Consider the following 26,916-nt stretch of genomic DNA (forward strand, 5'->3'; position numbering starts at 1 on the left):
ATGACACAACGTAACGTCGATCCCATTACCTTTGCGGTCGTCAAGAACGCGCTTGACACGATCGTCGACGACATGGCGTTCGCCGTCATGCGGACGGCACGCTCGCCGATCATCCGCGACGTCCTCGACTACTCCGTGACGATGTGCGATGCGCAGGGCCGGATTCTGGCGCAGGCGAAGACAGTCGCGCTGCATCTCGGTGCGGTGCCGGATGCCGTCGATGTCGTGATCAAAAAGTATGCGGCGACCGTCGAACCGGGTGATGTGATCATCCTGAATGATCCGTACGAAGGCGGCATGCACCTGCCGGACATTTTCATGTTCAAGCCGATCTTTTATCGGAACCGGCTGCAGGGTTTTTCCGTCGTCATCGCGCATCATTGCGACGTGGGTGGCCGCGTGCCGGGCTCGAACGCGGCCGACTCGACGGAAATCTTCCAGGAAGGATTGCGCATCCCGCCGACCAAGCTCTATGTACGCGGTGAGCAGAACGAAACGCTGGTCAACATCATCAGGAAGAACGTCCGGCTGCCCGATCTCGTCCTGGGCGACCTCGACGCGCAGCTTGCCACGTGCAATATCGGCGAGCGTGAACTGCTGCGCATGCTCGACCGGTACGGCGAAGACAACCTGCGTCTCTATTTCGACGAGTTGCTCGATTACGGCGAGCGACTGACGCGTCAGGCGATCGAAGCATGGCCGGACGGCACGTACGAATTCACCGACTACATCGACAACGACGGCTTTACCAGCGACCCGATTCCGATCAAGTGCGCGATCACGGTCGCGGGTTCCCGGCTGTCGATCGACTTTGCCGGTTCGTCGCCTCAGGTGCGTGGCGCGATCAACTCGACGCTGTCGTTCGTCAAGTCGGCGACGTATTTGAGCGTCCGGTGCGTGCTCGACGCCGACGTGCCGAACAATGCAGGCGTTTACCGCTGCATCGACATTACTGCGCCCGAGGGTTCCATCCTGAACCCGCGCATGCCGGCGCCCGTCGCTGCGCGCGCGCTCACCGGCTATCGCGTCGTCGACTGCGTGTTCGGCGCGCTTGCGCAGATCGCGCCGAAGAAGGTGATGGCGGCGGGCGAGGGCGGCAATACGGTGATCGCGCTGAGCGGTTACGACAAGGATGCGAGCGAGCCTTTCATCCTGGTCGACATGATCAACGGTGCGTGGGGCGGCCGTTTCGGCAAGGATGGCATCGAAGGGGTGACCAATCCGTCCCAGAACATGTCGAACATGCCGATCGAAACGCTCGAGTCGCGCTATCCGATCGTGATGGAGGAGTACGGATTCCGAACCGATTCGGGCGGCGCGGGCCGTCATCGCGGCGGGATGGGGCTGGTGCGTCAGTACCGTGTGCTGTCGAAGCGCGTGGTCGCGCAAGTGCGCTCCGACCGCGCCGATCACGCGCCGTACGGGTTGTTCGGCGGCGCGTCCGGCGCGCCGTCCCGAAACGTGCTGAATCCCGCGACGACTGCCGAAGCCGTGCCGAGCAAGTTCACGATGGAACTGGATGCGGGCGTCGTGATTCGTCACGAGCAGGCGGGCGGTGGCGGTTATGGCAATCCGCTCGAACGCGATCTCGACGCGATCGAACGGGATTTGCGCGACGACAAGGTGACGGCCGCATTCGCCGAGCTGCATCACGGCGTGGTGCTCGATTCGGCGGGCGCGATCGATCGCACCGCGACCGAACGCAAGCGCAAATCGCTTGGGGCCTGAGGAGAAACTGATGACGACGTTCGATCTCTCGCGCTTTGCGATCAACCAGATTACGACGCCGACCTGGTCAATGCCGGCTGCGATCGACGGATATGCGCGGCAAGGCGTGCATGGCATTGCCGTCTGGCGCAAGTACCTCGAGGAGTACGGCGTTGCAGAAACGCGATCGGCGCTGCGCGCTCACGACATGTGGGTCGCGAGTTTGTGCACGAGCGAATGGTTCAATGGCGACAGCAAACACGACATGCTGCGCTCGATCGACACGAATCGCCGTCTCATCGACCATGCGGCCGAAATAGGTGCGCCATGTCTGATGATGGTGGTCGGTGGCGTTTCCAGCGACAAGGACATCGCCGGCCAACGTGCCCGCGTGCGCGATGCGCTGTTCGAGCTGCTTCCTCACGCAAGACAGTCCGGCGTCAAGCTCGGCCTCGAGCCGTTGCATCCGATGTACGCCGGGGACCGCAGCGTGCTGAACTCCATTCGCCAGGCCAACGATCTCTGCGACGAACTCGGCGATGGCGCTGCGCTCGTGGCTGACGTCTACCACTGCTGGTGGGACCCGGAATTCGAGTCCGAGCTGAGACGAGCCGGCCCGGCTCGCATTCCGACGTTCCACTACTGCGACTGGCTCGTACCGACCCGCAACTTGCGTGACCGCGGCATGGTTGGCGACGGCGTCATCGACATTCCCCGCATCAAGGGATGGCTCGACGACATCGGGTACGACGGCCCGTTCGAACTCGAGATTTTCTCCGAACTGGACTGGTGGCAGCGCGACCCGGAAGAAACCGTACGCATTGCGATCGAACGTTGCGGCCCGCATGTGGGCCCCCGAATCCCTCAATGAAAACAGGAGCCGACATGGACCAGATCGAACAACGCCTCGCGGAACTCGGGTTGAGCTTGCCGGTGGGCCCGACACCGAAGGCCAACTATGTGCCGTTCAAGCAGGTCGGAAACCTGCTGTTCATCGCAGGGCAGATTCCCGCGGCCGATGGAGAAGACAAGTTCTCAGGGAAGGTGGGGCAGGACCTCACCGTCGAGCAAGGGCAGGCTGCGGCGCGCTTGTGCGCGCTGAACATGCTCTCCCAGGTTCGCACGGCCCTTGGTGGAAGTTTTGAGCGACTCGTCGGTTGCGTGCGTCTCAGCGGCTTCGTCAACAGCGGGCCCGATTTCGGACAGCAGCCGCAGGTCATCAACGGCGCATCGGATCTGATCGTTCAAGCGCTTGGCGAGGCCGGTCGGCACACCCGCTTTGCGGTGGGGGCGAACAGTTTGCCGCGTAATGTCGCCGTTGAAATCGACGGCATCTTCGAAGTTCGTCACTGACGCGTTGCCTTTCGATTGCCAAGCAGCGCCTGGATGGGCGGATTGCCATTTCCATCGTTCGTCGCGAAACGATGGGTGGAATGTCATCCGGAATTTTCACTTGAAACCGGAAATGGAGAGGGCTATTTGATTGTTTGCGTGACGTGTAGTTCGTGACTGGCCCGATTGATCGTGAATCGAGTTGCTCTGGCGCTCGATGGACTATCTATTAATCGTCTGGCAAAGGGGGAATATCGATGGGTGGATTATCGAAATTTCCGGTTGACATGAGAAATTTTGGCTTTCTAGTATTTCCGCAACGTTTCACGCAATAAGGACTGCGACGTTGTGTGGTCGTTGCTTCCGATTCGTCTAGGCGATTACCTTCACCAGAGAGGTTCAACATGATTCAGATGTCTCGTTTCGCACGTCACGCCGTGGTGTGTGCCGCTACACTGGGTTCGCTGTTCGCGAGCGTGCCGTCGCGCGCAGATGATGGTTCCGCATGGCAAAGCGTCAAGAAGGCCGGTGTGTTGCGATGTGGCGCAGCCGTTTCTCCTCCGTACACGATGAAGGATCCGAAGACCGGAAAGTACAGCGGGCTCTTTTCCGAATTGTGCCGCGGGTTTGGCGAAAACGTCCTGAAGGTGAAGGTTGAGTTCGTCGATACGACCTGGGACAACATCGTCGCGGGCGTGCAGTCGGATAAATGGGATCTGGCGATGTCGCTCAACGATACGCCTGAACGTGAGAAGGCCATTTCGTTTTCGAAGCCGGCAATCGACTATAGCGTCACGTTTACGTACAACAAAAACAATCCGAAGCTTCCGAAGAAAATCAATGCGATCGCCGACATCGACAAGCCTGGTCTCGTCGTCACGGTGATGTCCGGTACGGCGCAGGACAAGGCCATTTCCGGCGTGCTCAAGCAGGCACAGATCATGCGCCTGCCGGGCTTCGACGAAACCCGGCTCGCATTGATGTCGAAGCGCGCGGACATGCTGGCTGACGACGTCATGACCAACATGCTCCTGGCGGAAGCGCATCCTGACTGGGCCGCCACCTTCAAGCCAGCTCCGGCACTCGCCCAGCAAGGCATTTGCTTCGGCCTGAGGAAGGAAACGCCGGCAGCCGATATCGCCGTCCTCAACCGGTACCTCGACGAGCAGATCAAGTCGGGCGCGCGAGATCGCCTCGTGAAGGTTGCGGTCAAGGAAACGCTCGAGCAGGCCAAGTAACGGATGGTCGTGGCGGTGCGGTGAAGTCGGCCACACCGTCACGCAGACCAGGTAACGGCCGGGAGAGCAGGGGCGTCGGTTTCGGTCCGTTTGACTTACACGTTGAGCGCTACTACGTGCTCGGTTATTGGGAAATCACATGTCGTCATCTCAGGTGAACGTCGTTCAGTCCTCTGCTCGGCCCGCCACTCATCCGATTCCTTCGACATCGACAGATTTCGTGCAACTGCGCGACGTCTACAAGTCGTACGGCGAGAACCTGGTGGTGATGGACCGGATGAATCTGGACATGCGGGCGGACGACCGGCTCGTGATCATCGGTCCGAGCGGCAGCGGCAAGAGCTCGCTGCTGCGCGTGATGATGGGGCTCGAAGGGATTCAGGGCGGCGAGATCGCGTTCCAGGGCAAGCCGTACATCCATGGCGCGGATTCGGGCCGGACGAAGCGCATCGACGCGAAGCTGCAGAAGCAGATCGGCATGGTGTTCCAGCACTACACGCTGTTTCCGCACCTGTCGGTGCTGGGCAACCTGATCCTCGCACCGGTGAAGGCCGGCGGCATGTCGAAGGCGGAGGCGACCGAGCGGGCCCGCACGTATCTCGCGCGCCTCGGCCTCGAAAGCAAGCTGCACGCGTACCCGAGCCAGTTGTCGGGCGGGCAGAAGCAGCGTGTCGCGATTGCGCGCGCGCTGATGCTCGAGCCGAAGCTGATGCTGTTCGACGAAGTGACGTCGGCGCTCGATCCGGAGATGGTCGTCGAAGTGCAGAACGTGATGCTGAAGCTCGCCGAGCAGAAGATGGCGATGATCATCGTCACGCACGACATGCACTTTGCGCGCGACATTGCGACGCGCGTGGTGTTCTGCGCGGGCGGCAAGATCGTCGAGGAGGGGGCGCCGGCGGAGATGTTCAAGTGTCCGAAGGAAGCACGCACGCGGGATTTTCTCACTAAAGTCCTGCATCTCGATTGAGGTCGGCGCGATGAACTACCAATTCGATTTCAATTTCCTCGCCGGCAGCGTCGGCAAGCTGCTGGATGGTCTCTGGGTGACGCTCGAGCTTGCGCTGGCGGCGAACGTGATGGGCATCGTGCTCGGCTTCGTGCTGTGCCTGATCGTGATGAGCCGCTGGACGATCGTGCGGTGGCCGGCGCAGCTGTTCATCGAGTTCTTCCGCTGCACGCCGGCGCTGCTGCAGATCGTCTGGTTCTTCTACTGCATCCCGATGATGGTCGACGTGTTCATCGATCCGATCGCGATGGGCGTGCTCGCGCTCGGCCTGAATCTGACCGCGTTCAACGCCGAAGCGTATCGCGCGGGCGTGCAGGCGGTGCCGAAGGAGCATCTGGATGCGTGTGTGGCGCTGGGGCTGAAGCCGTGGCAACGCACGCTCTACGTCGTGCTTCCGCAGGCGCTGCGCAGCGCGATGCCGGTGCTGATGACGAACGGGATCGGCACGCTGCAGCAGAGTGCGCTGGTGGCGATCGTCGCGGTGGCGGACCTGATGTACGTCGGCAAGAGTCTGGCGACCGAAGCGTACCGGCCGCTCGAGACCTACACGGTGGTTGCGTTGATTTACTTCGCGCTGTCGCTGCCGATCGCGCGGCTGGTCCACGTGATCGAGCGTCGCCAGGACGCGGCGATGCAGCGCTGAGGAGCAAGCACATGTCACTCGATTTTTCGATCGTCCTGCCGTACTGGATGGTGTTGCTGAAAGGGCTGTGGCTGACGTTGGCCATCACCAGCGGCTGCGCGGTTGTCGGCAGTGTGGGCGGATTCGTGCTGAGTCTGCTGCGCATGTCGCCGTCGCGCTGGATGAAGGCGCTGACGACGCTCTATGTGGAGTTTTTCCGAGGCACGCCGCTGCTGATCCAGCTGTTCTGGGTGTTCTTCTGCTTTCCGGTGATCTTCCGTTTGCCGATACCGCCGTACCTGTCGGTGCTGATCTCGCTGACGCTGTACATGGTGGCGATCACGAGCGAGACGTTCCGCGGCGCGCTGAAGTCGATCTCGTCGGAGCAGCATGACGCGTGCATCGCGCTGAGCCTGACGCCGCACGTGAAGATTCTCTACGTGATCTTTCCGCAGGCATTGCTGCGCGCGATACCGCCGCTGCTGTCGAATGTCGTGAGCCTGTTCAAGGAGAGTGCGCTGATATCGTCGGTCGGCATTGCGGATCTGATGTTCGTCGGCCAGAACATTTCGAACAGCACCGCGCATCCGGTGGAGTTCCTGACGACTGTGGCGCTCATCTACTTCGTGGTTGCCTTCCCGCTGACGCGTCTTGTCGGCTTGGTGGAATCGCGATTCCTCAGGCGCTTTGCCTATTGACCGAAAGAGATACCAATCCATGTCCAAACACACGTTCAAATGCATTGAAGGTCATACCGAAGGCATGCCGGTACGCATGGTGATCGAAGGTGGCCCGGATCTTCAGGGCGCAACCATGAATGACAGGCGTCTGTATTTCGTCGAGAAGTACGACTGGATTCGCCGGTCGTTGTGCCTCGAACCGCGCGGACACGGAAACATGTCGGGCACGATCTTTTATCCGCCGCTCACTGCTGAAGCCGATTTCAGCCTGCTGTACATCGAAACATCGGGCTGCCTTCCGATGTGCGGTCACGCCACGATCGGATCGGTTACGTTTGCACTGGAGACCGGGCTCGTGATTCCGAAGCAGCCCGGGCTGGTCGTCGTCGATGTTCCGGCAGGTCAGGTGAAAGCGCGTTACACGATGTCGAACGGCCGGGTGACGTCGGTTCGCTTCACGAATGTGCCCAGCTTCCTTCTCCATCGGGATGTCGAGATCACGCACGCTCATTTCGGCAAACTTGTCGTCGACATTGCCTACGGTGGAAATTTCTATCCGATCGTCGAAGTGCAGGACAACTACCCGGGATGTGAGCATTTTTCGCCAGACCAGTTGTTGGAGTGGGGACGGGAAACGCAGAGACGGGTCAACGAAGCGCTGGATGTCGTCCATCCTGACAATCCGCGGATTCGTGGTGTCAAACACTGCATGTGGACGGGCAAGCCCGTGGCCGCCGATTCGGACGGGCGCTCGGTGGTCATTGCCGGTGACACGATCGTCGACCGTTCCCCATGCGGCACCGGTACGTCCGCGCGGGTCGCGCAGCGATTCGCGCGCGGACTGTTGGCCGCAGGCCAGGCGTTCAGGCACGAGAGCATTATCGGGAGCCGGTTCGTCGGGCGCGTCGAGGCGACGACGCATCTGCAAAGCGGCTTGCCGGCTGTCTACCCGAGCATCGAGGGGCGCGCGTGGATCACGGGTCGAGGCGAACACTTCGTCGAGCAAGATGAACCCTACGCGCACGGCTTCAGTCTCCAGGAGTTCGCGAAGTGAGCGCGATTCTCCAATCACCCATCCCGAACGCGCAGACTGCCGCGAAGGAGTCCGCCGTCGTGATCGGCGGCGGAATCGTCGGCGTCTGCTGCGCGCTGTATCTGCAGCGTGAAGGGTATGCGGTCACGCTGATCGACCCGGCCGCGCCGGGCGACAGCACCGCGAAATGGAGCTGCGGCCAGATTGCGGTCAGCGACATCGTTCCGCTGTCGAAGCCGGGCATCCTGATGAAGGTGCCGGGCTGGCTGATGGACCAGCAGGGCCCGCTCGCGCTCAGGCCGAGCGCGCTGCCCGGCATTCTGCCGTGGTTCCTCCGTTTCGCCGCGTGCGCGCGGCATTCGAAGCTCGAGGCGATCGCGCGCGCGATGGCGACGCTCACACACGATGTCTATGCCGACTATGCGCCGCTGCTCGATGCATGTGCAGACAAGGCACTGATCGGCGAACGGCCGATCATCGAAGTGTTCGACGATCCGGCCGGGATTGCGCATGAGCAGCCGCATCTGGATCTGTGTACGACACTCGGGTTCAGGTCGCAGCGCCTGAATGCGGCCGAGATCGGTGATCTGGAACCGGCGTTGGCCGGCAAGTTTCAGCACGGCGTGCTGTTTCCGGGCCGGCGTGCGGTGAGCGATACCGAGGGATTCATCGCGGCACTCACTGAAAGCTTCATCGAGCAGGGCGGCCGCCGCGTGCGCATGGAAGCGACGCGCATCGACGAATCGTCGGGGCACGCGACAGGCGTGACGCTTGCGAATGGCAAGCGCATTGCGGCGTCCCACGTGGTTGTTGCGGCGGGCACGGGCTCGCGCCGCTTCTTCGATGCATTGGGCGTGCACGTGCCGCTCGAAGGCGTCGCGGGCTATCAGGCACTACTGCCGAATCCCGGCGTCGCATTCCGGCACTCGGTGGTTTATGCGGACGGCGGTTTCTGCTTCAGCCCGTTCACGCGCGGTTTGCAGATCGGCGGCACGATCGAGTTTGCGGCGCGCGATGCGAAACCGAATTTCAAGCGCGCCGAGATCATTCTCGAGAAAGCGAAGCGGGTTCTGCCCGAGTTGCGCACGGACGGGTTCGAGTACGGCGTCGGTTACCGCCCGTTCCTTCCGGATACGAAGCCGATCGTCGATCGCTCACGGCGGCTGCCGAACGTGCTCATGGCGTTTGGCCACGGTCAGCTCGGCCTGACGCTCGGCGCGACAACCGGCCGTCTGATCGGCGACCTGGCCGCCGGTCGACAAACGAAGCAGGATCTTGCGCCGTTCAGTGCGTATCGATTCAGCTGATCGGGACTGGCGATGTCAATCAGCCATCGCGCGAACCGACGACATAAATCAATTAACCGAATCAGGTGAATCATGCAGTGGAAAAAGACGTTGCAGCTCGTCGGCGTGCATTGCGAAGGTGAAATCGGGAAGGTCATTACCGGTGGCGTCATCGATATCCCCGGCAAGACGATGCTCGACAAGATGAACTACCTCAACGAGGTGGACGACAGTCTGCGCCGGTTCGTCGTGCTCGAGCCGCGAGGGTGTCTGCAAATGTCGGTCAATCTGCTTCTGCCTCCCACCAGGCCGGACGCGCATGCGGGTTTTATCGTGCTTCAGTCGGACAAGGCCCACCCGATGTCCGGAAGCAATTCGATCTGTGTCGTGACTGCGCTTCTCGAACTCGGGATGGTCCCGATGCAGGAGCCGGAGACCACCGTGGTGCTCGATACGCCGGCAGGTCTCGTCACGGCGCGCGCGACCTGTCGCAACGGACGGTGCGTCGGCGTTTCGCTCGACATGGTTCCCGCGTTCGTCGAGCAACTCGACGTGCCGATCAAGACCGACGAGTTCGGCGAGATCAGGGCTGACATCGCATTCGGCGGCGTCTACTACGCGTTGGTGGATGCGGATCAGGTCGGACTCGAAATCGTCCCCCGGAACGCGCGCCGGCTGGCGGATCTTGGGGTCAAGCTCAGGGCAGTGATCGATGAACAAGTGAACGTTCAGCATCCGCTTTATCCGAAGATCAACCAGATCGCTTACGTGATGTTTCGAAACCGGCTCGATGACACGGTCTATCAGACCTGCACAACATTGCCGCCCGGTCGTATCGACCGATCGCCGTGCGGCACCGGAAGTTCGGCCAACCTCGCAACACTGTCGGCGCGCGGAAAGATCAAGGCAGGCGGAAAACTGAAGTCGCGCTCGACGATCGGCAGCGAGTTCCATATCGAGATGCTCGGGGAAACCGAGATCGGCGGCAAACCCGCGGTATTGCCGCGCGTCACGGGCCGTGCGTGGGTCTACAGCGTCGAGCAGGTCGGCGTCGACAGCGATGATCCGCTGGCAGCCGGATTCATGTTGAGCGATACGTGGGGCGAAGGGTTCCCGGAAGCGTAATGATCGACGCGATCGCTTGTTTGCGCAAACGTCAGCGCGTCAATTTCGAAAGTGAAGGCATATGATTACTGGAAAAACGGGTGTTTTCTTCATGGTCGCGGACCCGATCGATCAAGTTCGGACACCTGAGATATTCAATCGGGTGCTGCCGCTGTGCGGTATCGATGCGGTGATGGTCCCGCTTCATGTCAAGCCGGATCACCTCGTCGATACGGTTCGCGCAGTGTTTCGTTCGCCGACGACACGCGGCATGGTGTTGTCCATTCCCCATAAGGCTGCCGCTGCCGCGCTCGTCGATCGTTGCTCCAAGGGAGCGGTGACGGCCAATGCGGTCAACGCGATCAGGAGGAACGCGGCGGGAGAACTGGAGGGCGAACTGTTTGACGGGATCGGTTTCGTCAAGTCGATGGATCGCTACTCGATGGACTATCGTGGAAAGCGCGTGTTGTTGATTGGTGCGGGAGGCGCTGGCTGTGCGATCGCGACGGCATTGGCAGCGGCCGAAGTCTCGCGGCTCGCGATTTTCGATCCGGATATGTCGAAGTCGCAGCAGCTCGCGCGCTCGATCGAGCAGCAGTATGGCGTGAGCACGTCTGCCCAGGACAGCAACGATCCGGCCGGTTTTGATCTGGTCATCAACGCGTCGCCTCTCGGGCTCAAGTCGTCCGATCCGATGCCGGTGCCGCCGGAGCGTCTGGAGCCTGCAGCTCAGGTCTGCGACATTCTGATGAAGAACCAGCCCACGCCGCTGCTCCAGGCGGCAATGTCGCGGGGCAGTGCCGTGCTGCCCGGTTTCGACATGCTGATTCTGCAAACGCCGTTGTTCTTCGATTATTTCGGCGTTCCGGAAGCGGCCGAATTGCTGCGCTGCGACGACTCGATGGTTCGTGAGCTGCTGTTTCCTTCGGAACTTCGGGATATGGTCCGCCGTAGTGCCTGATGCGAGTGGCTGTAATTTGCAGATCCAGCGATGGGCTTCGACAAGGTCATCGCCAGGACGTTTCCCAACTAGCATCACATCACAGACAGGGTTAAGGGGATTAAATGAGGACTACGTACGTAAAAACGATCGCTGTTGCTTGTTGCATCATTGCATCGAATGCCCACGCGGACAATTCGGTGACGCTGTACGGGATTGTCGACACTGGAATCATGTACATCCACAACAGCGGTGGAAAGGCAACGCAGATCATGATGGCAAGCGGAACCGAGTCGGGTTCGCGCTGGGGATTGAAGGGGAGTGAAGACCTTGGCGGTGGGCTGAAGACGATCTTTCAGATCGAGAACGGTTTCAATTCCACTTCTGGAAGCCTCGGCCAAGGTGGTCGCATGTTCGGCCGGCAGGCGTACGTCGGACTTTCCGATGCGAATGCGTGGGGTACGGTGACGCTCGGCCGGCAGTACGATCCGCTCATCGATCTCGTGCAACCCGTACAAGGCGACAACTACCTCGGCGGGTTCTTCTCGTCGCCGGGTGACATCGACAACGCCGACAACAGCGTCCGTATCAACAATGCGGTCAAATGGTCGAGTCCGAGCTGGTCGGGCCTGCAGCTCTCCGCGATGTATTCGTTCGGCGGAGTCGCCGGCACCGTTGGCTCCGGCCAGACATACAGCGGCGCAGCCGCGTATACGAATGGCCCGCTGGCCGTGGCGGCCGGCTACCTGCACGTCGACAACGGCAACGGCTCCGTAGCCCAGCGAACGAAGACATCGGCCGATTCGCTGTTCAACAGCAGCGTCAACGCGGCCTATGCATCCGCCCGGTCCGTCAATATCGCACGTGCCGGTGGCCGATACACGCTGGGTGCATTCACACTGGGAGGGTACTACAGCTACTCGCAGTACAACCCGGATGCGTCATCGGCGTTTGTTCGGTCCGAGAAATATCACAACGGGTCGGTGTATGCAGTATGGCAAGCCAGCCCGGCATTGCTGACGGAGCTCGGCTACAACTATCTGCGCTCGGTGGGCGATTCGTCGGCCAAGTATCATCAATTCAGTCTTGGGGCCGACTATAACTTCAGCAAACGCACCGACGTATATGCAGTGGCGTCTTACGGCCACGCAAGCGGCGAGAATGGCGCTGGTTCGGCCCAAGCCGTGATCGGATCGATCGATGTCGATGCAGGCAAGAGTAGCCAGGCAATCGTGACCGTCGGTTTGCGTCACCGGTTCTGAGATCGTTCTCCACGCGAGGTTGAACGGCTCCCGGACGTCCGTCCGGGAGCCGCTTTTTGCGTTCATCCGGCCGATACGCCGCGCGTGTTCGCTTCCGGTACGGTCTCCTCCGCGCGTCTACGGAGCGAGAAGGCGAAGTACGGTATCGATGTTGAACGCCAGTCGCTCGGCGCGTTTTTCCTTGTCAACGAAGCTGAACCCGAAGATCACCTCGTTCGTGTAGCGGTTGTTGAGGTAATAGTAGGCAATCGCGGCAAGCGTGATGTGGAGCTGGCGAGCATCGACGCCCGGGCGAAACTCGCCGGTAGCGACGCCCCTGTCAAGAATGTCCTGAAGCATGTCGATGAAACCGACATGCAACTCCTTGAACCGTTTCGAACCGACGATGTGGCGTGCCTTGTGGAGGTTCGCGCTATTGACCAGCGACATGAAATCGGGATTCGCCAGATAGTAGTCCCATGTAAAGGTCATGAGCCTTTTGATCGCTTCTGTCGGACTCAGATGGTTCAGGTCGAGCTTCGCTTCCGCTTCCCGTATCCCGCTCCAGGTTTCTTCGAGTACCGACTGGAACAGTTGGTCCTTGTTCTCGAAGTACTCGTAGATCAATCGCTTGTTGACTCCGGCCCTTTCGGCGATGGAGTCGATTCGTGCACCGCCAAGTCCGACCGCGGAAAACTCGGCCCTGGCTGCGGCAAGAATCTTTTCCTTGGTGAGCGCCGGGTTGCGGATCTGCTTGGCGCGCGGCTCGGAATGCTCATCGGAAGAGCGCATTTTTCTGGCTCGAATTGCTGCGGAAGTAGACATCTCGGAATATCGATGCAGGAGAACGGCCTAGTGTAAAGGACGGAAGCGGGCACGGCGAAATCTATCGTTTACCCGCGCCCCGAGATCTTTTCTTGACATGCATTTTCGTCGAGAGCACGATCTTTCACAAGTAACGATACGGTTCGGTATTTGGCTGAGCAACGATCAAACCTGCTAGGAGGAAGCGTGGCTCGATGGAAAAATCTGGAAGAGACCGTCGCGGAAATACCCGATGGAGCAACGATCGCAATCACGGGGTCCGGAGGAGGGCTCCTCGAGGCAGATTCGGTGCTGGCAGCGATTGAAGATCGTTTCCTGCGAACGGGACACCCGCGCGACCTGACTTCAGAACTGCATGCTTGCGCCGAGACGTGTCCGGAAGATCGGGAAAGACGAGGCGCAAGAGCGGGCGATGAAGTATCTGGCGCGCGTGAGGGTCGCCGATCAGGCACACAAGTATCCCGCCCAGCTTTCGGGCGGGCAGCAGCAGCGCGTGGCGATCGCGCGCGCACTGTGCATGAATCCCAAGATCATGCTCTTTGATGAGCCTACGTCAGCCCTCGATCCCGAAAAGGTCAAGGAGGTGCTGGACACGATGATCGGTTTGGCCGAGGACGGCATCACGATGATCTGCGTCACGCATGAGATGGGGTTCGCGAAATCCGTCGCGCATCGAGTCCTGTTCATGGATGGCGGTCAGATCATCGAAAGCAGCGCGCCGAAGGAATTTTTCAGTGAACCGAAGCATCCTCGAACCCAGGCGTTTCTCAAGCAGATCCTCGCGCATTGAAGCTCGCCGGTGCGGGCAGGACGTGCATGCAAGGATTCCGACCAGCGATGGTCGATACGACATTGATATGGAGGCAGCATGACCCAAGCGAAACGTCCGCTCCGTAGCGAGACCTGGTTCAGACGCATCGATAACACGGGTTTCGAGCACCGGACGCATCTGAAGGCCCGCGGCGCACTCCCCGACATGTTCGACGGGCGCCCGGTGATCGGCATTGCGAATTCGGCATCGGATCTGGTGCCGTGCAATGCACACCTGACGGGCATTGCGGAAGCCGTCGCCAAAGGTGTGCTCGAGGCTGGAGGCTATCCATTGGTGTTCCCGACGATGTCGATCGGCGACATGCTGATGCGGCCCAGCGGCATGCTGTTCCGAAATCTGATGAGCATGGAACTCGAAGCAACGCTTCGCGCCAATCCGCTGGATGCGGTCGTGTTGCTGTCCGGCTGCGACAACACCGCACCCGCCTACATGATGGGTGCGGCAAGCGTCGACCTTCCCACGATTCTTGTACATGGTGGCGCGATGATCAGCGGCAGGGTCGGAGATCGCGCCGTGGGCTCCGGAACCGACATCTTCAGAATGCATGCCGACTATCGCGGCGGCAGGATGTCGAAGGCGGCGTTTCTCGACGCTGAATATGGCATGTCGCGCAGCAACGGCCACTGCAATACGATGGGTACGGCATCGACGATGGGCGCGATTGCCGAAGCGCTCGGACTCAGTTTGACTGGCACCGCTGCGATCCCGGCGGTCGACGGTCGGCGCTATGGTTCGTCTCAGCTGGCTGGCCGCCGTATCGTCGAAATGGTTCGGGAGGATCTGACATTCTCGCGAGTCGTCGACCGCCGGGCACTTGAAAATGCGATTCGCGTGAATGCCGCGCTGGGCGGCAGTACGAACGCGATCATCCATCTGATCGCGCTCGCCGGCCGGCTCGGCATCGAGTTGACGCTCGATGATTTCGAAAGTAACTGTGCGGACATTCCGCTGATGGCCAATGTCCTGCCAAACGGGAAGTTTCTTGCCGAGGAGTTTTACCACGCCGGCGGTGTACGCGCGCTGATGGGAGAACTGCGGAGCAAGCTGCATCTCGACGCATTGACCGTGTCGGGCACGACCGTCGGCGAAAACCTCGAAGGCATCCGAACGGCTGACGCGACGGTCATCTCGACGATCGAGCAGCCGGTCAAGCCCCAGAACGCGTTGCGGATCCTGCGCGGAAACCTCGCGCCGAACGGCGCGGTCATCAAGCCATCTGCCGCGAGTCCCAGACTACTGAAACATACGGGACCGGCGGTAGTGTTCGATAGCGTCGAGGATCTCGATGCGCGGATCGACGATCCGGATCTCGACGTGGACGCCGATAGCGTGCTCGTGCTGAAAGGCATCGGACCGCGCGGCTACCCCGGTATGCCCGAGCTTGGCAATATTCGTCTTCCGGCGAAATTGCTTGCGGCTGGCGTGACCGACATGGTGCGAATTTCCGATGGCCGGATGAGCGGGACCGCGTATGGAACCGTGGTGTTGCACGTCTCACCGGAATCCTCGGTGGGCGGGCCGTTGGCACTCGTTCAGGATGGCGACATGATTTCTGTCGATGTCGAGCAAGGTGTGTTGCAGTTGCAGGTGTCCGATGACGAACTGGCGCGCCGCCGCAGCGCATTTCAGGCATCGCAAGCATCAAGCGTCCGCGGCTACGAGCGGTTGTTCATCGAGCACGTACTGCAGGCCGACAAGGGGCTCGACTTCGACTTCCTGGTCGGAAACAGCGGTAACGAGGCGCCGCTGCGACGTCCTTTCTAATCGAGCATGAAGGTCGGCCCGCCGGAGCGGGCCTTTTCCGGTCAATCAGGGGAGGGGACATGCTGCTGGCGTTGATGTATGAGAAAGAGCGGCTTCTTGCCGCTCTTTCTTTTATCGGGTCGGATTGAGGTTGTCGCCCGTCACCTTGCATGCCGTGACAATCGCATCAACCCATTCAGCGTGGCGGTTGCCCGCCACGCCGGAAGCTTGGCCCTTCAGTCAGAGCCGCCAAGCCATCCTTGACAAGCCTGATCAGAACCCGCTGGGCTTGTCCCAGAGATTCAGCGACTGGCCAATCCCCTTTTGCTTCGCGCTCTCGACCATTTCATGGCCCCAGCTGATGTCGAAAACCGACATGCCGCACGCAATGAAGATCACGCGCTCTTTCGCACTTTCCCGGCCCGGTTTGACGCCATTGACGACGTCGCCCAGACCAGTCGAGTCAGCGAGCGCCGGCAGTTTGCCGGCGTCGATCAGGCGATAGAACGGGCCACCGATCACACCGCTGTAGTAGGCGTCCTTGTTGCCCGACGCGATGGCATCTTCGACATACGCTTCTTGCAGCGGCGTGTGATCGAACACGATCTTGCAACTTGTCAGGAAGGATTCGTCGGTATTGAACGGACCCGACACCAGAATGGTTGCGCCTTCCCTGATCCACTCGTCCTTGAAATAGAGCGGCTTCAGGCGTGATGCGGCGACAGTGATGACGTCGGCATCGCGGAAGCCCTTTTCGGCATCGTCGACGCCGATGGCTTTGATGCCGTATTTTTCCTCGATCCAGCTCGCGAATTCGTTGGCCTTGTCCAGGAAGACGTCGAAGCAGATGGCCTTCTCGATCGAACCGAGCTGCGTGATGATCGACGTGAAGCACGCTTTGTTGATCGGACCGCAGCCGATGACCGAGATCGTCTTCGCATCCTTGTTGACCAGATGCTTCGCGCCGACGCCGGGCACGGCCCCGGTTCGCGCGGCACTGAGCAGGTTTGCCGACATCAGGGCCAGCGGCGCGCCGGTGTCCTTGTCATTGAGCATCATGGTCAGAATCGAACGCGGCAATCCCTTTTCGGCATTGGCGTGATTCGAGCCATACCATTTGTTGCCACAGACATCGAAACGTCCACCGAGATAACCAGGCATCGCAGCAAAGCGACGGTCCGGGCCGGCCACCGGCATGTTCGGAAATTTCGTCTCCTTCGGAAAGACGATGTTCATGCCGTGATTGTTGTGATTGGCGCCACCCATCAGATAGTCGCCTTTGCCGAGCAGACTGAAGGTTTCTTCACACACGGACACGCAGCGGGCCGCATCCAGAACGCCGGCTGCGATCATGTCGGGCTCGGAAAGATAGAGAAAGTCGATCTTGGGATACATAGGGCTAACCTCTTTTCAAGGGGTGGACGTTCTGTTCAGTTCGTCGACGTAGACGCGTCTAGTCGATCAGAATCTGAGAAGTGGCGAAATGTCATAGAGGCGACAGCCGGGGCTTCGCGCATTGGCCCGCATCAGGAAATTCAGCTTTTCGATGCGCTCTCCGGAACGCGGCGCGCCATTTTTCTGGAACGGGACTTCGAGGCCGACCGAGAAATCCATCACGACGTCGTCCACGACGCCACCGGAGCGGCCCGATGGCACCGCGATCATCCCGTGCCGTTCGGCGAACCGGTACGCATCCAGCGCCTCCGTGACGGTGCCGACCTGGTTGGGTTTGAGGATGAAGCCATCCACAGCGTGCGTTTCATGAGCTTTCCTGAGCAATGGCAGGCTGGTCACAGTGAGATCGTCGCCGAGAACGATGGTGCGGCGAAGTTCCTGAACCGCGTTGCTGTAACCCACCCAGTCGTTCTCGTCGAGCAGATCCTCGACAAAGACCAGGTTGAACTTCCCGGTCAGATACCGTGCATAGGCGATCAGCGCATCGGAGGAAACCCGCTTGCCTTTCAGCAGGTAGGTATGGGTTTCCTTGTCGTACATCTCGCTCGACGCGCAATCGAGCGCGAACGCGATCCGGCCTGTATAACCGCACGCGTCGATGGCTTTCTGCATCAACGTCAGCACGACTTCCGGATCGTCCGATGGCGCGGCGTAGCCGTAGGAGCTGGCGACCTGCGGCTTGTGTCCGAGATACTCCGTCAGGATATCGGCGAGCTTCTGAAACACGGCCACCGCCATCTCGATCGCGAAATCGATGCTATCGGTGCCGTAGGGCACGATCAGAAACTCGTTGAATGGCTGCGTCAGCGCGTCGTATCGCCCGCCGTTGATCACGTTGAAGCAGGGCACCGGCACGGTCCGGATGTTGCGACCGGCGATATGCGTGTAGAGCGGGATCTTGCGCGCGGCCGCCGCCGCACGAAATGCCGCGATCGATACCGAGTAGATCGTATTGCCGCCGAGGCGCCGCTTGTCCGGCGTGCCGTCGAGCGCGATCATCCTTTCGTCGATCGCGCGCTGGTCGAACACGTTCATGTCGATCAGCGCTGGAGCGATGGTGCTGACGGCGTGGCCGACGGCCTTGTGTACACTGAGCCCCTTATAGGTCGACGGGTCGCCGTCACGCAGGACAAACGACTCGTGCATGCCGACCGACGTGCCGGTCGGCGCCGCCCCCAGGCCGATGGCACCGCTCTCGGTGCGTATCTCGACTTCGACTGCGGGACGGCATTTGCAGTCGATGATCTGCTGGGCCCGGATGGATGTGATGCGGTCTTCCATGTCACTGGCCTCCGTTCGGTGCCGGAACGTAAAGAATGTTCAGGTCGCACAGGTTGGTGCCGGTGTTGCCGGTGAAAATGGCAGAACCAATCGCGTCGAGCGCCTCGAAGCAACTGTGCTCGCGCAGCGCCTGGTACAGGCTGATGCCCTTGTCGGACGCGGCCTTGAAGCTGCTGGAATCGGTGATGCCGCCGGCGACCTTGGCGGTGCCGTCCGTGCCTTCGCTATCGATCGACAGCAGGCACGCGCCGTTGGTCTTGGCCGCCGTGATGGCAAAACTCACGGCCATTTCCTGGCCCGGGCCGCCGTGACCCTTGATCACGCTGTTATCGAGGATCTGCGTCGTCACCTCGCCGGAACTGAGGAGTACGCAGGGAGGCTTGACCGGATTGCCGTAGGTCTGAATCTCGCGCGCCATCGATGCGAAGAAGGTTCCGGCGTCACGGCTCTCACCCTCGAGGAACGACGATACGATCAGCGCCGGAATACCCATCTCTTCACAGATTTCCTTTGCGTAAATGCAGGAATCCGGAAGCGTGTTGAGCAGGAAGTAGGTGTTGTCGGGAAACGCTTTGGGCGTTTCCGCTTCTGCGCCGGCGTTCATCAGATAGTCGACGACGCTCCTGGGCAGCCGGTCCGCGACGTCGCGATTGATGATCGTGGCGCGCGCATCGTCCAGCGTTGTCGGGTCGGGGCCGATCGGCGTGCTCTTGTAGGCCGCATAGGGCACGGCGATGTCGCCGGTGGCGGGCGAGCCCACTGCGTCGCTGATGCCGAAACCGATCAGCTCGGCCCCCACGCTCTGGATACGCTTCGCCAGCATCCCGCCATTCAATGCGGAGATATGGCGACGCACGGCATTGATCTCGACAATACCCGCGCCGGATTTCAGCAGCACATCGGTGGTATCGATCTCGTCCTGCAACGTGATTCCGTCGACCGGACATGACATCAGCGCCGAGCTGCCACCGCTGATCACCGCGATAAACAAGTCTCCCGGTCCAGCCTGATCGACGATCTCGATGATTTTCTTCGATGCCCGGTAGCCTTCCTCGTTCGGAAGGGGATGGCCGCCAACGAACACTTCGGTCTTGTTGAAGCGATCCGTTGCTTCGTGGATCTTTACGATGGCGATCCCCTGCGTCAGCCGGTCGCCCAGCACGTGATCCACCGCCATTGCCATGTGGTTGCAGGCTTTGCCGGCGCCGATCAGGTAAACATTGCGCTTTTGCGACAGGTCCCAGGCGCGCGTGCCGATATGCAGCACGCTGCCTTCCATGCGCATGATGCTTCGGATCCGCTGATAGCTGTCCAGCCGCTCGAGCGTCCGGTCGGCAATCTCAAGCACGACTTGCCTCGAGGCCATGTCACCGTGCGAGAGGACTTCATCTGCATTACGAATTTTCTTCATCTTTGGCACCCGGTGTGATCCTGTTGCGAACCAGCTTTGGCTGGTTCCTTGAGTTGATGGGCCGAACGGGCGTCGATTTCATGTCATCGGCACACGCACGTTTTTCCTTCGGCGGCTCATACGAAACCGTTCGAAAGTCGCGCGGCTTGCTACTGCAATCACCGATCCGGTGTCGTCGATGCCGCCGACAGGCGTGAGAGCGGCCTGGAACGTCGGGTTGGCTGGCCGTGAAGTGCGTCGGTCTCGTAGTGCCAGGCTGGGCGCGTGTAGACCACGGCCGTCTCGTGGACGGACATCAGACCGGCCACGAAGCGTTTCGAGCTTGTGCGGACCATCTCGACTCTTCCTTTGAAGGTCTTGGCGCCGACAGTGAGCAACCACTTGAAAACTGCCACGGTCGTCCTCCACGCGTCAGGTAAAGTGTGCACTTATTGTCGACTAAGTGACGACAATGTCAACATCCCAAAAAGATGAAGCGAAGGATGAACGGGCTAAGTGGCCCGTATTTAAAGGCTCTGCGGAGCACATAGTGGTTAACCATGGGGGCGATTTGGCGCGTTCGGCGACCGACACTTCTTGACATTGTGCAGCCGGAGCACGAACATTGTCGACATGAGGTCGACTGATATTTGCAGGGCGCGCAGGTATGAGATCGGTTCGCCCGGTCCGGACCGGACGCGGGGATATCAAGTTCGGCCAGCGATGGTTGGTGCATGAAGCCACTTACTGAGGTTTAAACATGAGCACGAATTCGAAGCTGGTTGTTGTGACGGGTGGGGCGAGTGGTATCGGTGAGGCGACGGCCCGCCGGTTTGCGGCGGCGGGCTCGAGAGTCGTCATTGGCGATCTGAACGCGGAGAGAGGGCGGCTGGTTGTCGACGAATTGCGCGGAGCCGGGCACGACGCTGTCTTTTATCCGGTGGATCTGGCGAGCGACAGTTCGATCAGGGAGTTCGCCGACGCTATCCTCAAATCCCAGGGTGTTCCGGACGCGCTGGTGAATTCGGGCGGGATTCTTCAGAACGCGGTGCGCCTGCTCGAGATGGACGTGGCCGAGTTTGATCGGCTGATGAACGTCAACGTTCGAGGAACCCTGCTGGCTTCGCGCATGTTCGGCGCTGCGATGTGTGATCGTGGAGCGGGGGCGATCATCAACCTTTGTTCATTGACGACGTTCAGGCCTTCAGCGCAGATTGGCTACGCGGTCGGGAAGGCCGGTCTCAAGATGCTGACGGAGGTGATGGCAGCGGAGTGGGGCCCGAAAGGCGTGCGTGTCAATGCGGTGGCACCAGGCTACACACTGACTCCTGCAATGCAGGCCCGGATCGATTCAGGCGAGCGCGATCCGGACGCGGTTATCCAGAAATCGGCACTGCGTCGCTTCGTCAGTCCCGCGGAGGTGGCCGAGGCCATCTTCTTCCTGTGTTCTGCAGAGGCGTCTGCGATTACCGGGATTACCCTTCCGATCGATTGCGGCTGGCTTGTCACAACCGCTTACTCGTCGTATGCCGCGCAACCCTGAGAACCCGATCGCGAATACCCGAGCGCGGGGGCGCATGATCGCCGAAGTAGCGCTCGCCAGCAGAAGACTCTCGTTTGAAGGGTGGGGCAGGATTCTGCAGCAAATTCGCCTGCGTCGGCGTAGTGCACGGATATAAAAAGAAAAATCGACCGTTGCAACTTGTACGGCGCTGGCCACGCGCGCGTACAAGGCTCGAGGGCAGCCGGTTCATGCCGGAACATTAATCGATCGCTACGTGCCTGCGTGGGCGACCCAGCACCGGAACGGGCGCTGCCATTTGCGACCGTTCCGCCGGCGACCTGAAAAATGCCGGCAAACCTCTCCCGAATCCGACATCGCCCATCTTCAGGCGGGCACGCCGCCGCATACAGTCGCCCGCAAAGCTCACATCTCCCGAAATCACGGCCGCTTGGTCGCAAAACGGCTGGTTCCGCGTCTGCAAGATCGTTCCTGCGGTAAGGAAAACCCTGTGTGACGGGATGATTTTGAGTTGTTGACATATGACGTCTCACCTAATACCTTGACACCTAAGCTGCCTCTGCGGCTTGAAGTTGATGTCTCTAACCCACGCTAATTCGGCCGCGCGAAAGGGCGGAGTGAACCCGATCCGCATCAGCACGCGACGTGTCAGGTTGTATTGGTCCGATGAATCGCAATGTCGTGGCAGCGTTGGCCTACCTACATTTACTGAGGTGTCGAATGAAGATCCCGTTTTCCGTCAAGCATGTTTCGATCGCGGCGGCGTGCGCCGTCACTGGGCTGACCTTCGGCGGCGGAGCCTGCGCAGCAGACGTCACGATCGGTTTCGCGGCACCGCTGACCGGTGCGTCGGCGCATTACGGAGCCGACTTGAAGCGAGGTGTCGAGCTGGCGATCGACGACGCGAATGCCAGGAAGCTCGTGATCGGTGGTCAACCGGTGCGCTTTGTGCTGGATGCGGAGGATGACCAGGGCGACCCGCGGATGGGATCGCAAGTGGCGCAGAAGTTGGTGGACGCCAAAGTCGCCGGTATCGTCGGACATTTCAATTCGGGTACCAGCGTGCCCGCATCACGGATCTACTACAACGCGGGGATCCCGATGGTCTCGCCGACGGCGACCAATCCGACGCTGACGTCGCAGGGCTTCAGCACCGTGTTTCGCGTGACGAACTCGGACGCCCAGATGGGGCAGCTTGCCGGTCATTCAGCGGTCGAGACGCTCAAGGGCAAAAGCATTGCGGTGATCGATGATCGCACCGCATTCGGCCAGGGCATGGCCGACGAGTTCGTCAAGGGCGTGAAGGCCGCCGGCGGCAAGGTCGTTGACCGCGAATTCACGACCGACAAGGCGGTGGATTTTCGTGCGCAACTGACCCGGATCAAGTCGTTCAATCCGGACGTCATCTTCTGGGCGGGCCTCGACCAGCAGGCAGGCATGGTGATGAAGCAGATGCGTCAGCTGGGCATCCGCGCGACGATGCTGGGTGGTGGCAGCTTCGAAAACGATACGTTCCTGAAGGTGGCCGGCGAAAGCGCCGAAGGGGCAATGTCCTGGGACTACGGTGTGCCGCTGAGCAAGCTGAAGGCGGGCAAGGCCTTCGACCAGAAAATGAAGGCCAGGTACAACGAGGGCGTCGTCGCCTATTCGCCGTCCGCCTATGACGCCACCTGGGTGCTGATCAACGCGATGCAGAAGGCGAATTCGGCCGACCCCAAGGTCTATGCGCCGCTGATCAAGTCGGTTTCGTTCGAAGGCGTGTCCGGGAACATCGCGTTCATGCCGAACGGTGACATGAAGGATCCCGCTGCGACGTTCTACAAGGTGATAGCCGGCAAGTGGGTGCCTCAGGCCATTGCATATGGCGACAAGGTTGAACCGATCAAGAACTGACCTTCAGACGTCCGTCCAACAGGGATTGAACGGCTCTCCGACAAGCGGTCCGGGAGCCGCTTTTGCTTGTACCGGTCGCCCGGATTACTCCGGCCGGGCACTCGTCAAATGATGGTAGCGCTCGAGGCTCTCGTTGAGATGGCGTCGCATCGCCCGGCGGGCGCCGCTTTCATCTTGAAGTTCGATTGCTTCGAGGATGTCGCCATGCTCTCGCTGAATGCGCTTGATATACGTCTTGCGCTCTTTCAGGTTCGCCTTTGCGTGCTTCAGTCGCAGATCGCCGATGATCTCCTGGCCGAGCGATCGCAGGATCGCCACGAAGTGCGGGTTCTCCGAGCAGGTTGCGACGGCCAGGTGGAATTCGAAGTCCGCACGTGCGCATTCGGCGTCGTTGTCGATCGCGACGATTTCCATTCGTGCATAGACTTCCTTGAGTGCCTTCAAGTGCGGCTCGGATCGCCGGCGGGCTGCATAGGCGGCGCCTTCCGCTTCGACGCCGGTCCGGAGCTCGAGCACATGCATCGAGTTGTTCAGCGTCGTCGAATCGATGAAGCTCAGTTCGGATGCCTGATCCGTTTCATCGGTGACGAACACACCGACACCATGGCGGGCGATCAGGCGGCGGCCGAGCTTGAGCGAGGCGACCGCTTCGCGAATGACGGTTCGGCTGACGCCGAATTCGGAACAGAGTTCGGGCTCGGTCGGTAGTTTGGAGCCCCGAGGATATTCCCCGCGGTCGATCTTGTCGTTCAGCGCCTGAATCACGAGTTCGGTCAGGCTGCGCCGCCGCCCGGAACTGGCGGCATTCTTCAGAAGAGTTTCAGCGTCCAGAGACATTCCGTGTGCTCCACACAGGATAGGATGGCTCTGCAATTGACGGATGCAGGCATACCGCGCCGGCGCCCGTTGTCAGTGTGTGTGACCTGCGCCGTATGACATATTATGACTCTAGCATACTCGCGGGCAGGTCGGCGCCCGCCCGGCAGCCTGATGCAGGGCGAGCGCCGGTTCCTTGATTTGCGTCAGGCGTAGATATAGCCGCCGCTGACGATCACGTTCTCGCCGGTCGCATAGGTATTGCGGCTGCTTGCCATCATCACCACCCACTGCGCGATTTCCTCGGGTTCCGCGGCCCGGCCGAGCGGGTTGGCCGCGGCAAGTTCGCCGAGGAAACCGAGCTTTTTCGCGCGCTCGGTTGCGAAGCCTGCAGGTGCGACGGAGTTGACCAGGATGCCGTCCTTCGCGACTTCCTGAGCGAACGACCTGGTCAGGCTGACGACGGCGGCTTTCGTGGCGGCATAGTGCCCGTTTTGCGGATGCGCCTTGAACGCGTCGACCGACGTGATGTTCACGATGCGGCCCGCGACGTGTGCTTCAACCTTCGGGCGCGTGCGCATGTGCTCGATCGCGGCCACCATCATGTGATAGGTTCCCTTGATGTTGACCGCGTTTTCGATATCCCATTCGTCATCCGAAATTTCGAGCAACGGACGGCGCGGATAGATGGCTGCGCTGTTGACGAGGCAGTCGACGCGACCGAGCGCTTCGAGCGCCTGCTTGAATACCGCATGAGCGGAATCCTTGCGCGTGATGTCGCCTTCCGCACCGAACACCTGATGGCCTTCGGCCGTCAGGTTGCGGACGGTTTCCTCGAGCAGCGGGCCGTTCTTGTCGATGAGCGCGACGCGCTCGGCGCCGTCGGCAAGCATCAGTTTTGCGACGGACAGACCGAGGCCCGATGCGCCGCCGACGATTACAACGCGTTGATTCTTCATGATGCAGAGTTCTCCGTTCCTAAAGACGCTGACTAGCTGACCGACACGATTTGCGAACCGCCGGCCGCCTGGTCCGTCGGAAAGACTTCCATCCTTGATACATCGACATAGTCGGGAAGCGCGATTGCGGTCGCGATCAGTTCGGCGATGTGTTCCGGCTGAATCGAGCGATAGGCGTCGTACAGCTTCTCGTTCGCGCCCGCCTCGCCGAGTGCCGTGCGATACAAGCTCGTCTGCACGCGGCCCGGCGCAATCTCGGTCACGCGAACGTTGCTGCCGAGCAGATCGCAGCGCAGCGAGTCGCAGAACATGCTGATCGCCGCCTTCGTCGCGCCGTACACGGCGGTGTTCGGGTGCGGAAAGCGGCCGGCGCTGGAGCCGACGAAGAACAGATGGCCGCGCTTTCGCTTCAGCATGCCGTCGAGGGCCATATGCGCGATGCGTAGCGGCGCGCGCAGATTGACATCGATCATGCTGTCGATATCGGCCGGCGAACACGCGTCAAACTTCGCGATCGCCGGCAGAAGCCCCGCATTGTTGACGACTACGTCGATCTCGACGCGATCGAACAGTTCCAGCAACGGCGACGTGTCCTGCAAATCCACGGCAATCGGTGTCGCGTCGCATTCTTTCGCCAGCGCGTCGAGCGCCGCGGCGTCGCGTCCGAGTGCATAGATCTTCAAGCCTTCGTTGGCGAGCCGGTGTGCGATTGCACGTCCGATGCCACTCGATGCACCGGTGACGAGCGCAACTTTGTACGATTGAGCATTCATGGTCTTGCCTTTCGTTGTGCGGTGTAGCCCGGCGAATTCAAATCACGCCCTCCTCGAGGAACGGTCTGTTCTCGACGACGCGCTCGTAACCTAGCTGCCCGAGATCGAGCGACCGGTATTCGCCATAGGTGATCAGTTCGCTGAGGCCGCGGCCGACCGCAGGCGATTGCTGCAGTCCGTGGCCGCTGAAGCCGTTGGCGAACAGGAAATTCGTGACCTCGGGATGCGGTCCGATGATGGCGTTGTGATCGAGCACGCAGAAATCGTAGTGTCCGGCCCACGCATTGACGACCTTGATCGCTTCGAACGCCGGGATACGTTCGGCGAGCGCAGGCCAGATCACTTCGTCGAATTCCGAGTGGACGACATCGAAGTCGTTGACGTCGGCGAGCGGGTCCGGATCCGGATAGCAGCCGGTCAGATAGTATTGGCCCTCGGGGCGGAAGAAGATCCCCGTCGTGTCGATCGTCATTGGCACCGTGCCCGTGAGTGGCGTGCGGCAGTCGAACACGAACAGGCACCGTTTGCGTGGTTCGACGGGAATGTCCAGGCCCGCGAGTCGCGCCATTGCCGGCCCGCGTGTACCCGCGGCATTCACCATCAGGCCGCATCCGATCGTCTCGCCGCTCTTGAGCTTCACGCCGGTGATGCGCGATCCGTCGCGGACGAGCTCGACCACCTCGTTCTCGATGTACTCGATGCCGAGCGAACGCGCCTTGCGGCGCATGCCCTGCAGCAGGCCGTAGCTGTCGAACCAGCCTTCGCCCTTTTGCCCGTACACGCCGTTGACCAGCTGGTCCGTGTTGAGCCACGGGAAGCGCGCCTTGAGCTGTTCGGGGTCGAGCAGCACGACGTCGGCACCGTTTTCCCGCTGCGTCATGTAGTTGCGCTCGAACATCGGCGCGCCGGCTGCATCGCCGAGATACAGATAGCCGTTTTCCTTGAAGCCGAGTTCCGGCGCGTCGCCGTCGACCTCGACGAGTTCATGGAAGTGGCGAATGAACTCGGTGCCGAACTGCGAGATCCTGATGTTCAGCGGGTTCGAAAACTGCTGCCGGATCGAAGCGCTCGACAACGCCGTCGCGGACTGCGCGTAGGTCCAGTCGCGTTCGACGACGAGCACCGAGCCCTTGAAGTCGGGATTCTTCGCGAGGAAGTACGCCGTTGCGCTCCCGACTACGGCGCCACCCACGATGACGACGTCATAGTGAGCCTTTGCTGCTTGCTGTGCCATC

The 26,916-nt window shown here is 60.7% G+C and carries 24 protein-coding genes and 1 pseudogene; 16 read left to right on the plus strand and 9 right to left on the minus strand.

The window, feature by feature from the left end; translation table 11 throughout:
* From G3N94_RS10530 to G3N94_RS10585, 12 genes are all read left to right on the plus strand, one after another.
* Positions 1 to 1,728, plus strand: coding sequence for a hydantoinase B/oxoprolinase family protein (locus G3N94_RS10530; protein WP_205792322.1), 1,728 nt, complete (start codon positions 1 to 3; stop codon positions 1,726 to 1,728).
* A gap of 10 nt (positions 1,729 to 1,738) precedes the next feature.
* Positions 1,739 to 2,578 (plus strand): sugar phosphate isomerase/epimerase family protein, encoded by an 840-nt coding sequence (locus tag G3N94_RS10535; protein ID WP_205792323.1) that lies wholly within the window; start codon positions 1,739 to 1,741, stop codon positions 2,576 to 2,578.
* 14 nt (positions 2,579 to 2,592) lie between these two features.
* Positions 2,593 to 3,060 carry a RidA family protein gene (locus tag G3N94_RS10540; RefSeq protein WP_205792324.1) on the plus strand — a complete coding sequence of 156 codons (468 nt, stop codon included), beginning with the start codon at positions 2,593 to 2,595 and terminating at the stop codon, positions 3,058 to 3,060.
* 329 nt (positions 3,061 to 3,389) lie between these two features.
* Positions 3,390 to 4,277 (plus strand): transporter substrate-binding domain-containing protein, encoded by an 888-nt coding sequence (locus G3N94_RS10545; protein WP_346778683.1) that lies wholly within the window; start codon positions 3,390 to 3,392, stop codon positions 4,275 to 4,277.
* A 268-nt stretch (positions 4,278 to 4,545) separates the two neighbouring features.
* Complete coding sequence (locus tag G3N94_RS10550; RefSeq protein ID WP_205792346.1) at positions 4,546 to 5,247, plus strand: amino acid ABC transporter ATP-binding protein; 702 nt, start codon at positions 4,546 to 4,548, stop codon at positions 5,245 to 5,247.
* A 10-nt stretch (positions 5,248 to 5,257) separates the two neighbouring features.
* Positions 5,258 to 5,929, plus strand: coding sequence for an amino acid ABC transporter permease (locus G3N94_RS10555; protein WP_205792310.1), 672 nt, complete (start codon positions 5,258 to 5,260; stop codon positions 5,927 to 5,929).
* A gap of 11 nt (positions 5,930 to 5,940) precedes the next feature.
* Positions 5,941 to 6,606, plus strand: coding sequence for an amino acid ABC transporter permease (locus tag G3N94_RS10560; RefSeq protein WP_205792311.1), 666 nt, complete (start codon positions 5,941 to 5,943; stop codon positions 6,604 to 6,606).
* A 19-nt stretch (positions 6,607 to 6,625) separates the two neighbouring features.
* A complete protein-coding gene (locus G3N94_RS10565) occupies positions 6,626 to 7,642 on the plus strand; it encodes a 4-hydroxyproline epimerase (protein WP_205792326.1) in 1,017 nt (338 codons plus the stop codon).
* 5 nt (positions 7,643 to 7,647) lie between these two features.
* Positions 7,648 to 8,928, plus strand: a complete 1,281-nt coding sequence (locus G3N94_RS10570) for an FAD-dependent oxidoreductase (protein ID WP_205792348.1) — start codon at positions 7,648 to 7,650, stop codon at positions 8,926 to 8,928.
* 72 nt (positions 8,929 to 9,000) lie between these two features.
* On the plus strand, positions 9,001 to 10,032 hold the full coding sequence (locus tag G3N94_RS10575) for a proline racemase family protein (protein WP_205792327.1): 1,032 nt from the start codon (positions 9,001 to 9,003) through the stop codon (positions 10,030 to 10,032).
* A 61-nt stretch (positions 10,033 to 10,093) separates the two neighbouring features.
* Positions 10,094 to 10,972 (plus strand): ThiF family adenylyltransferase, encoded by an 879-nt coding sequence (locus tag G3N94_RS10580; RefSeq protein ID WP_205792328.1) that lies wholly within the window; start codon positions 10,094 to 10,096, stop codon positions 10,970 to 10,972.
* 104 nt (positions 10,973 to 11,076) lie between these two features.
* On the plus strand, positions 11,077 to 12,213 hold the full coding sequence (locus G3N94_RS10585) for a porin (RefSeq protein WP_205792329.1): 1,137 nt from the start codon (positions 11,077 to 11,079) through the stop codon (positions 12,211 to 12,213).
* A gap of 117 nt (positions 12,214 to 12,330) precedes the next feature.
* Here G3N94_RS10585 and G3N94_RS10590 read toward each other — a convergent pair whose 3' ends face one another.
* Positions 12,331 to 13,017 (minus strand): TetR/AcrR family transcriptional regulator, encoded by a 687-nt coding sequence (locus G3N94_RS10590; RefSeq protein ID WP_346778684.1) that lies wholly within the window; start codon positions 13,015 to 13,017, stop codon positions 12,331 to 12,333.
* Between the two features lie 337 nt (positions 13,018 to 13,354).
* Between G3N94_RS10590 and G3N94_RS10595 the strand changes: the two are divergent.
* Together G3N94_RS10595 and G3N94_RS10600 are read left to right on the plus strand one after the other, a co-directional pair.
* Positions 13,355 to 13,807 (plus strand): annotated as a pseudogene (locus tag G3N94_RS10595) (ATP-binding cassette domain-containing protein); the annotation flags it as partial.
* Between the two features lie 78 nt (positions 13,808 to 13,885).
* Positions 13,886 to 15,613: a dihydroxy-acid dehydratase gene (locus G3N94_RS10600; protein WP_205792330.1), complete on the plus strand. Its 1,728-nt coding sequence runs from the start codon at positions 13,886 to 13,888 to the stop codon at positions 15,611 to 15,613.
* 252 nt (positions 15,614 to 15,865) lie between these two features.
* Here G3N94_RS10600 and G3N94_RS10605 read toward each other — a convergent pair whose 3' ends face one another.
* The 4 genes from G3N94_RS10605 to G3N94_RS10620 form a co-directional block, all read right to left on the minus strand.
* On the minus strand, positions 15,866 to 16,987 hold the full coding sequence (locus G3N94_RS10605) for a tyramine oxidase subunit B (RefSeq protein ID WP_205792331.1): 1,122 nt from the start codon (positions 16,985 to 16,987) through the stop codon (positions 15,866 to 15,868).
* A gap of 66 nt (positions 16,988 to 17,053) precedes the next feature.
* Complete coding sequence (locus G3N94_RS10610) at positions 17,054 to 18,328, minus strand: enolase (RefSeq protein ID WP_205792332.1); 1,275 nt, start codon at positions 18,326 to 18,328, stop codon at positions 17,054 to 17,056.
* Between the two features lies 1 nt (position 18,329).
* A complete protein-coding gene (locus G3N94_RS10615) occupies positions 18,330 to 19,739 on the minus strand; it encodes a DUF4147 domain-containing protein (protein ID WP_205792333.1) in 1,410 nt (469 codons plus the stop codon).
* A gap of 158 nt (positions 19,740 to 19,897) precedes the next feature.
* The gene (locus tag G3N94_RS10620) at positions 19,898 to 20,134 is read right to left on the minus strand and encodes a hypothetical protein (protein WP_205792334.1); all 237 of its coding nucleotides are present in this window, start codon (positions 20,132 to 20,134) and stop codon (positions 19,898 to 19,900) included.
* A gap of 344 nt (positions 20,135 to 20,478) precedes the next feature.
* On the opposite strand from G3N94_RS10620, the gene G3N94_RS10625 reads away from it, so the two are divergent.
* Both G3N94_RS10625 and G3N94_RS10630 read left to right on the plus strand, forming a co-directional pair.
* Positions 20,479 to 21,261 (plus strand): SDR family oxidoreductase, encoded by a 783-nt coding sequence (locus G3N94_RS10625; protein WP_205792335.1) that lies wholly within the window; start codon positions 20,479 to 20,481, stop codon positions 21,259 to 21,261.
* Between the two features lie 645 nt (positions 21,262 to 21,906).
* Positions 21,907 to 23,133, plus strand: coding sequence for a branched-chain amino acid ABC transporter substrate-binding protein (locus tag G3N94_RS10630; protein ID WP_241021743.1), 1,227 nt, complete (start codon positions 21,907 to 21,909; stop codon positions 23,131 to 23,133).
* An 84-nt stretch (positions 23,134 to 23,217) separates the two neighbouring features.
* Here G3N94_RS10630 and G3N94_RS10635 read toward each other — a convergent pair whose 3' ends face one another.
* From G3N94_RS10635 to G3N94_RS10650, 4 genes are all read right to left on the minus strand, one after another.
* Entirely contained in the window at positions 23,218 to 23,970 is a 753-nt protein-coding gene (locus G3N94_RS10635) for a FadR/GntR family transcriptional regulator (protein WP_205792336.1), read from the minus strand.
* 185 nt (positions 23,971 to 24,155) lie between these two features.
* On the minus strand, positions 24,156 to 24,908 hold the full coding sequence (locus tag G3N94_RS10640; protein ID WP_205792337.1) for an SDR family oxidoreductase: 753 nt from the start codon (positions 24,906 to 24,908) through the stop codon (positions 24,156 to 24,158).
* A gap of 32 nt (positions 24,909 to 24,940) precedes the next feature.
* The gene (locus tag G3N94_RS10645; RefSeq protein ID WP_205792338.1) at positions 24,941 to 25,681 is read right to left on the minus strand and encodes an SDR family oxidoreductase; all 741 of its coding nucleotides are present in this window, start codon (positions 25,679 to 25,681) and stop codon (positions 24,941 to 24,943) included.
* Between the two features lie 37 nt (positions 25,682 to 25,718).
* Positions 25,719 to 26,915: an FAD-binding oxidoreductase gene (locus G3N94_RS10650; protein ID WP_205792339.1), complete on the minus strand. Its 1,197-nt coding sequence runs from the start codon at positions 26,913 to 26,915 to the stop codon at positions 25,719 to 25,721.
* Between the last annotated feature and the right edge of the window lies 1 nt (position 26,916).

It is taken from the genome of Burkholderia sp. Ac-20353, assembly GCF_017104785.1.
Lineage (GTDB): Bacteria > Pseudomonadota > Gammaproteobacteria > Burkholderiales > Burkholderiaceae > Burkholderia.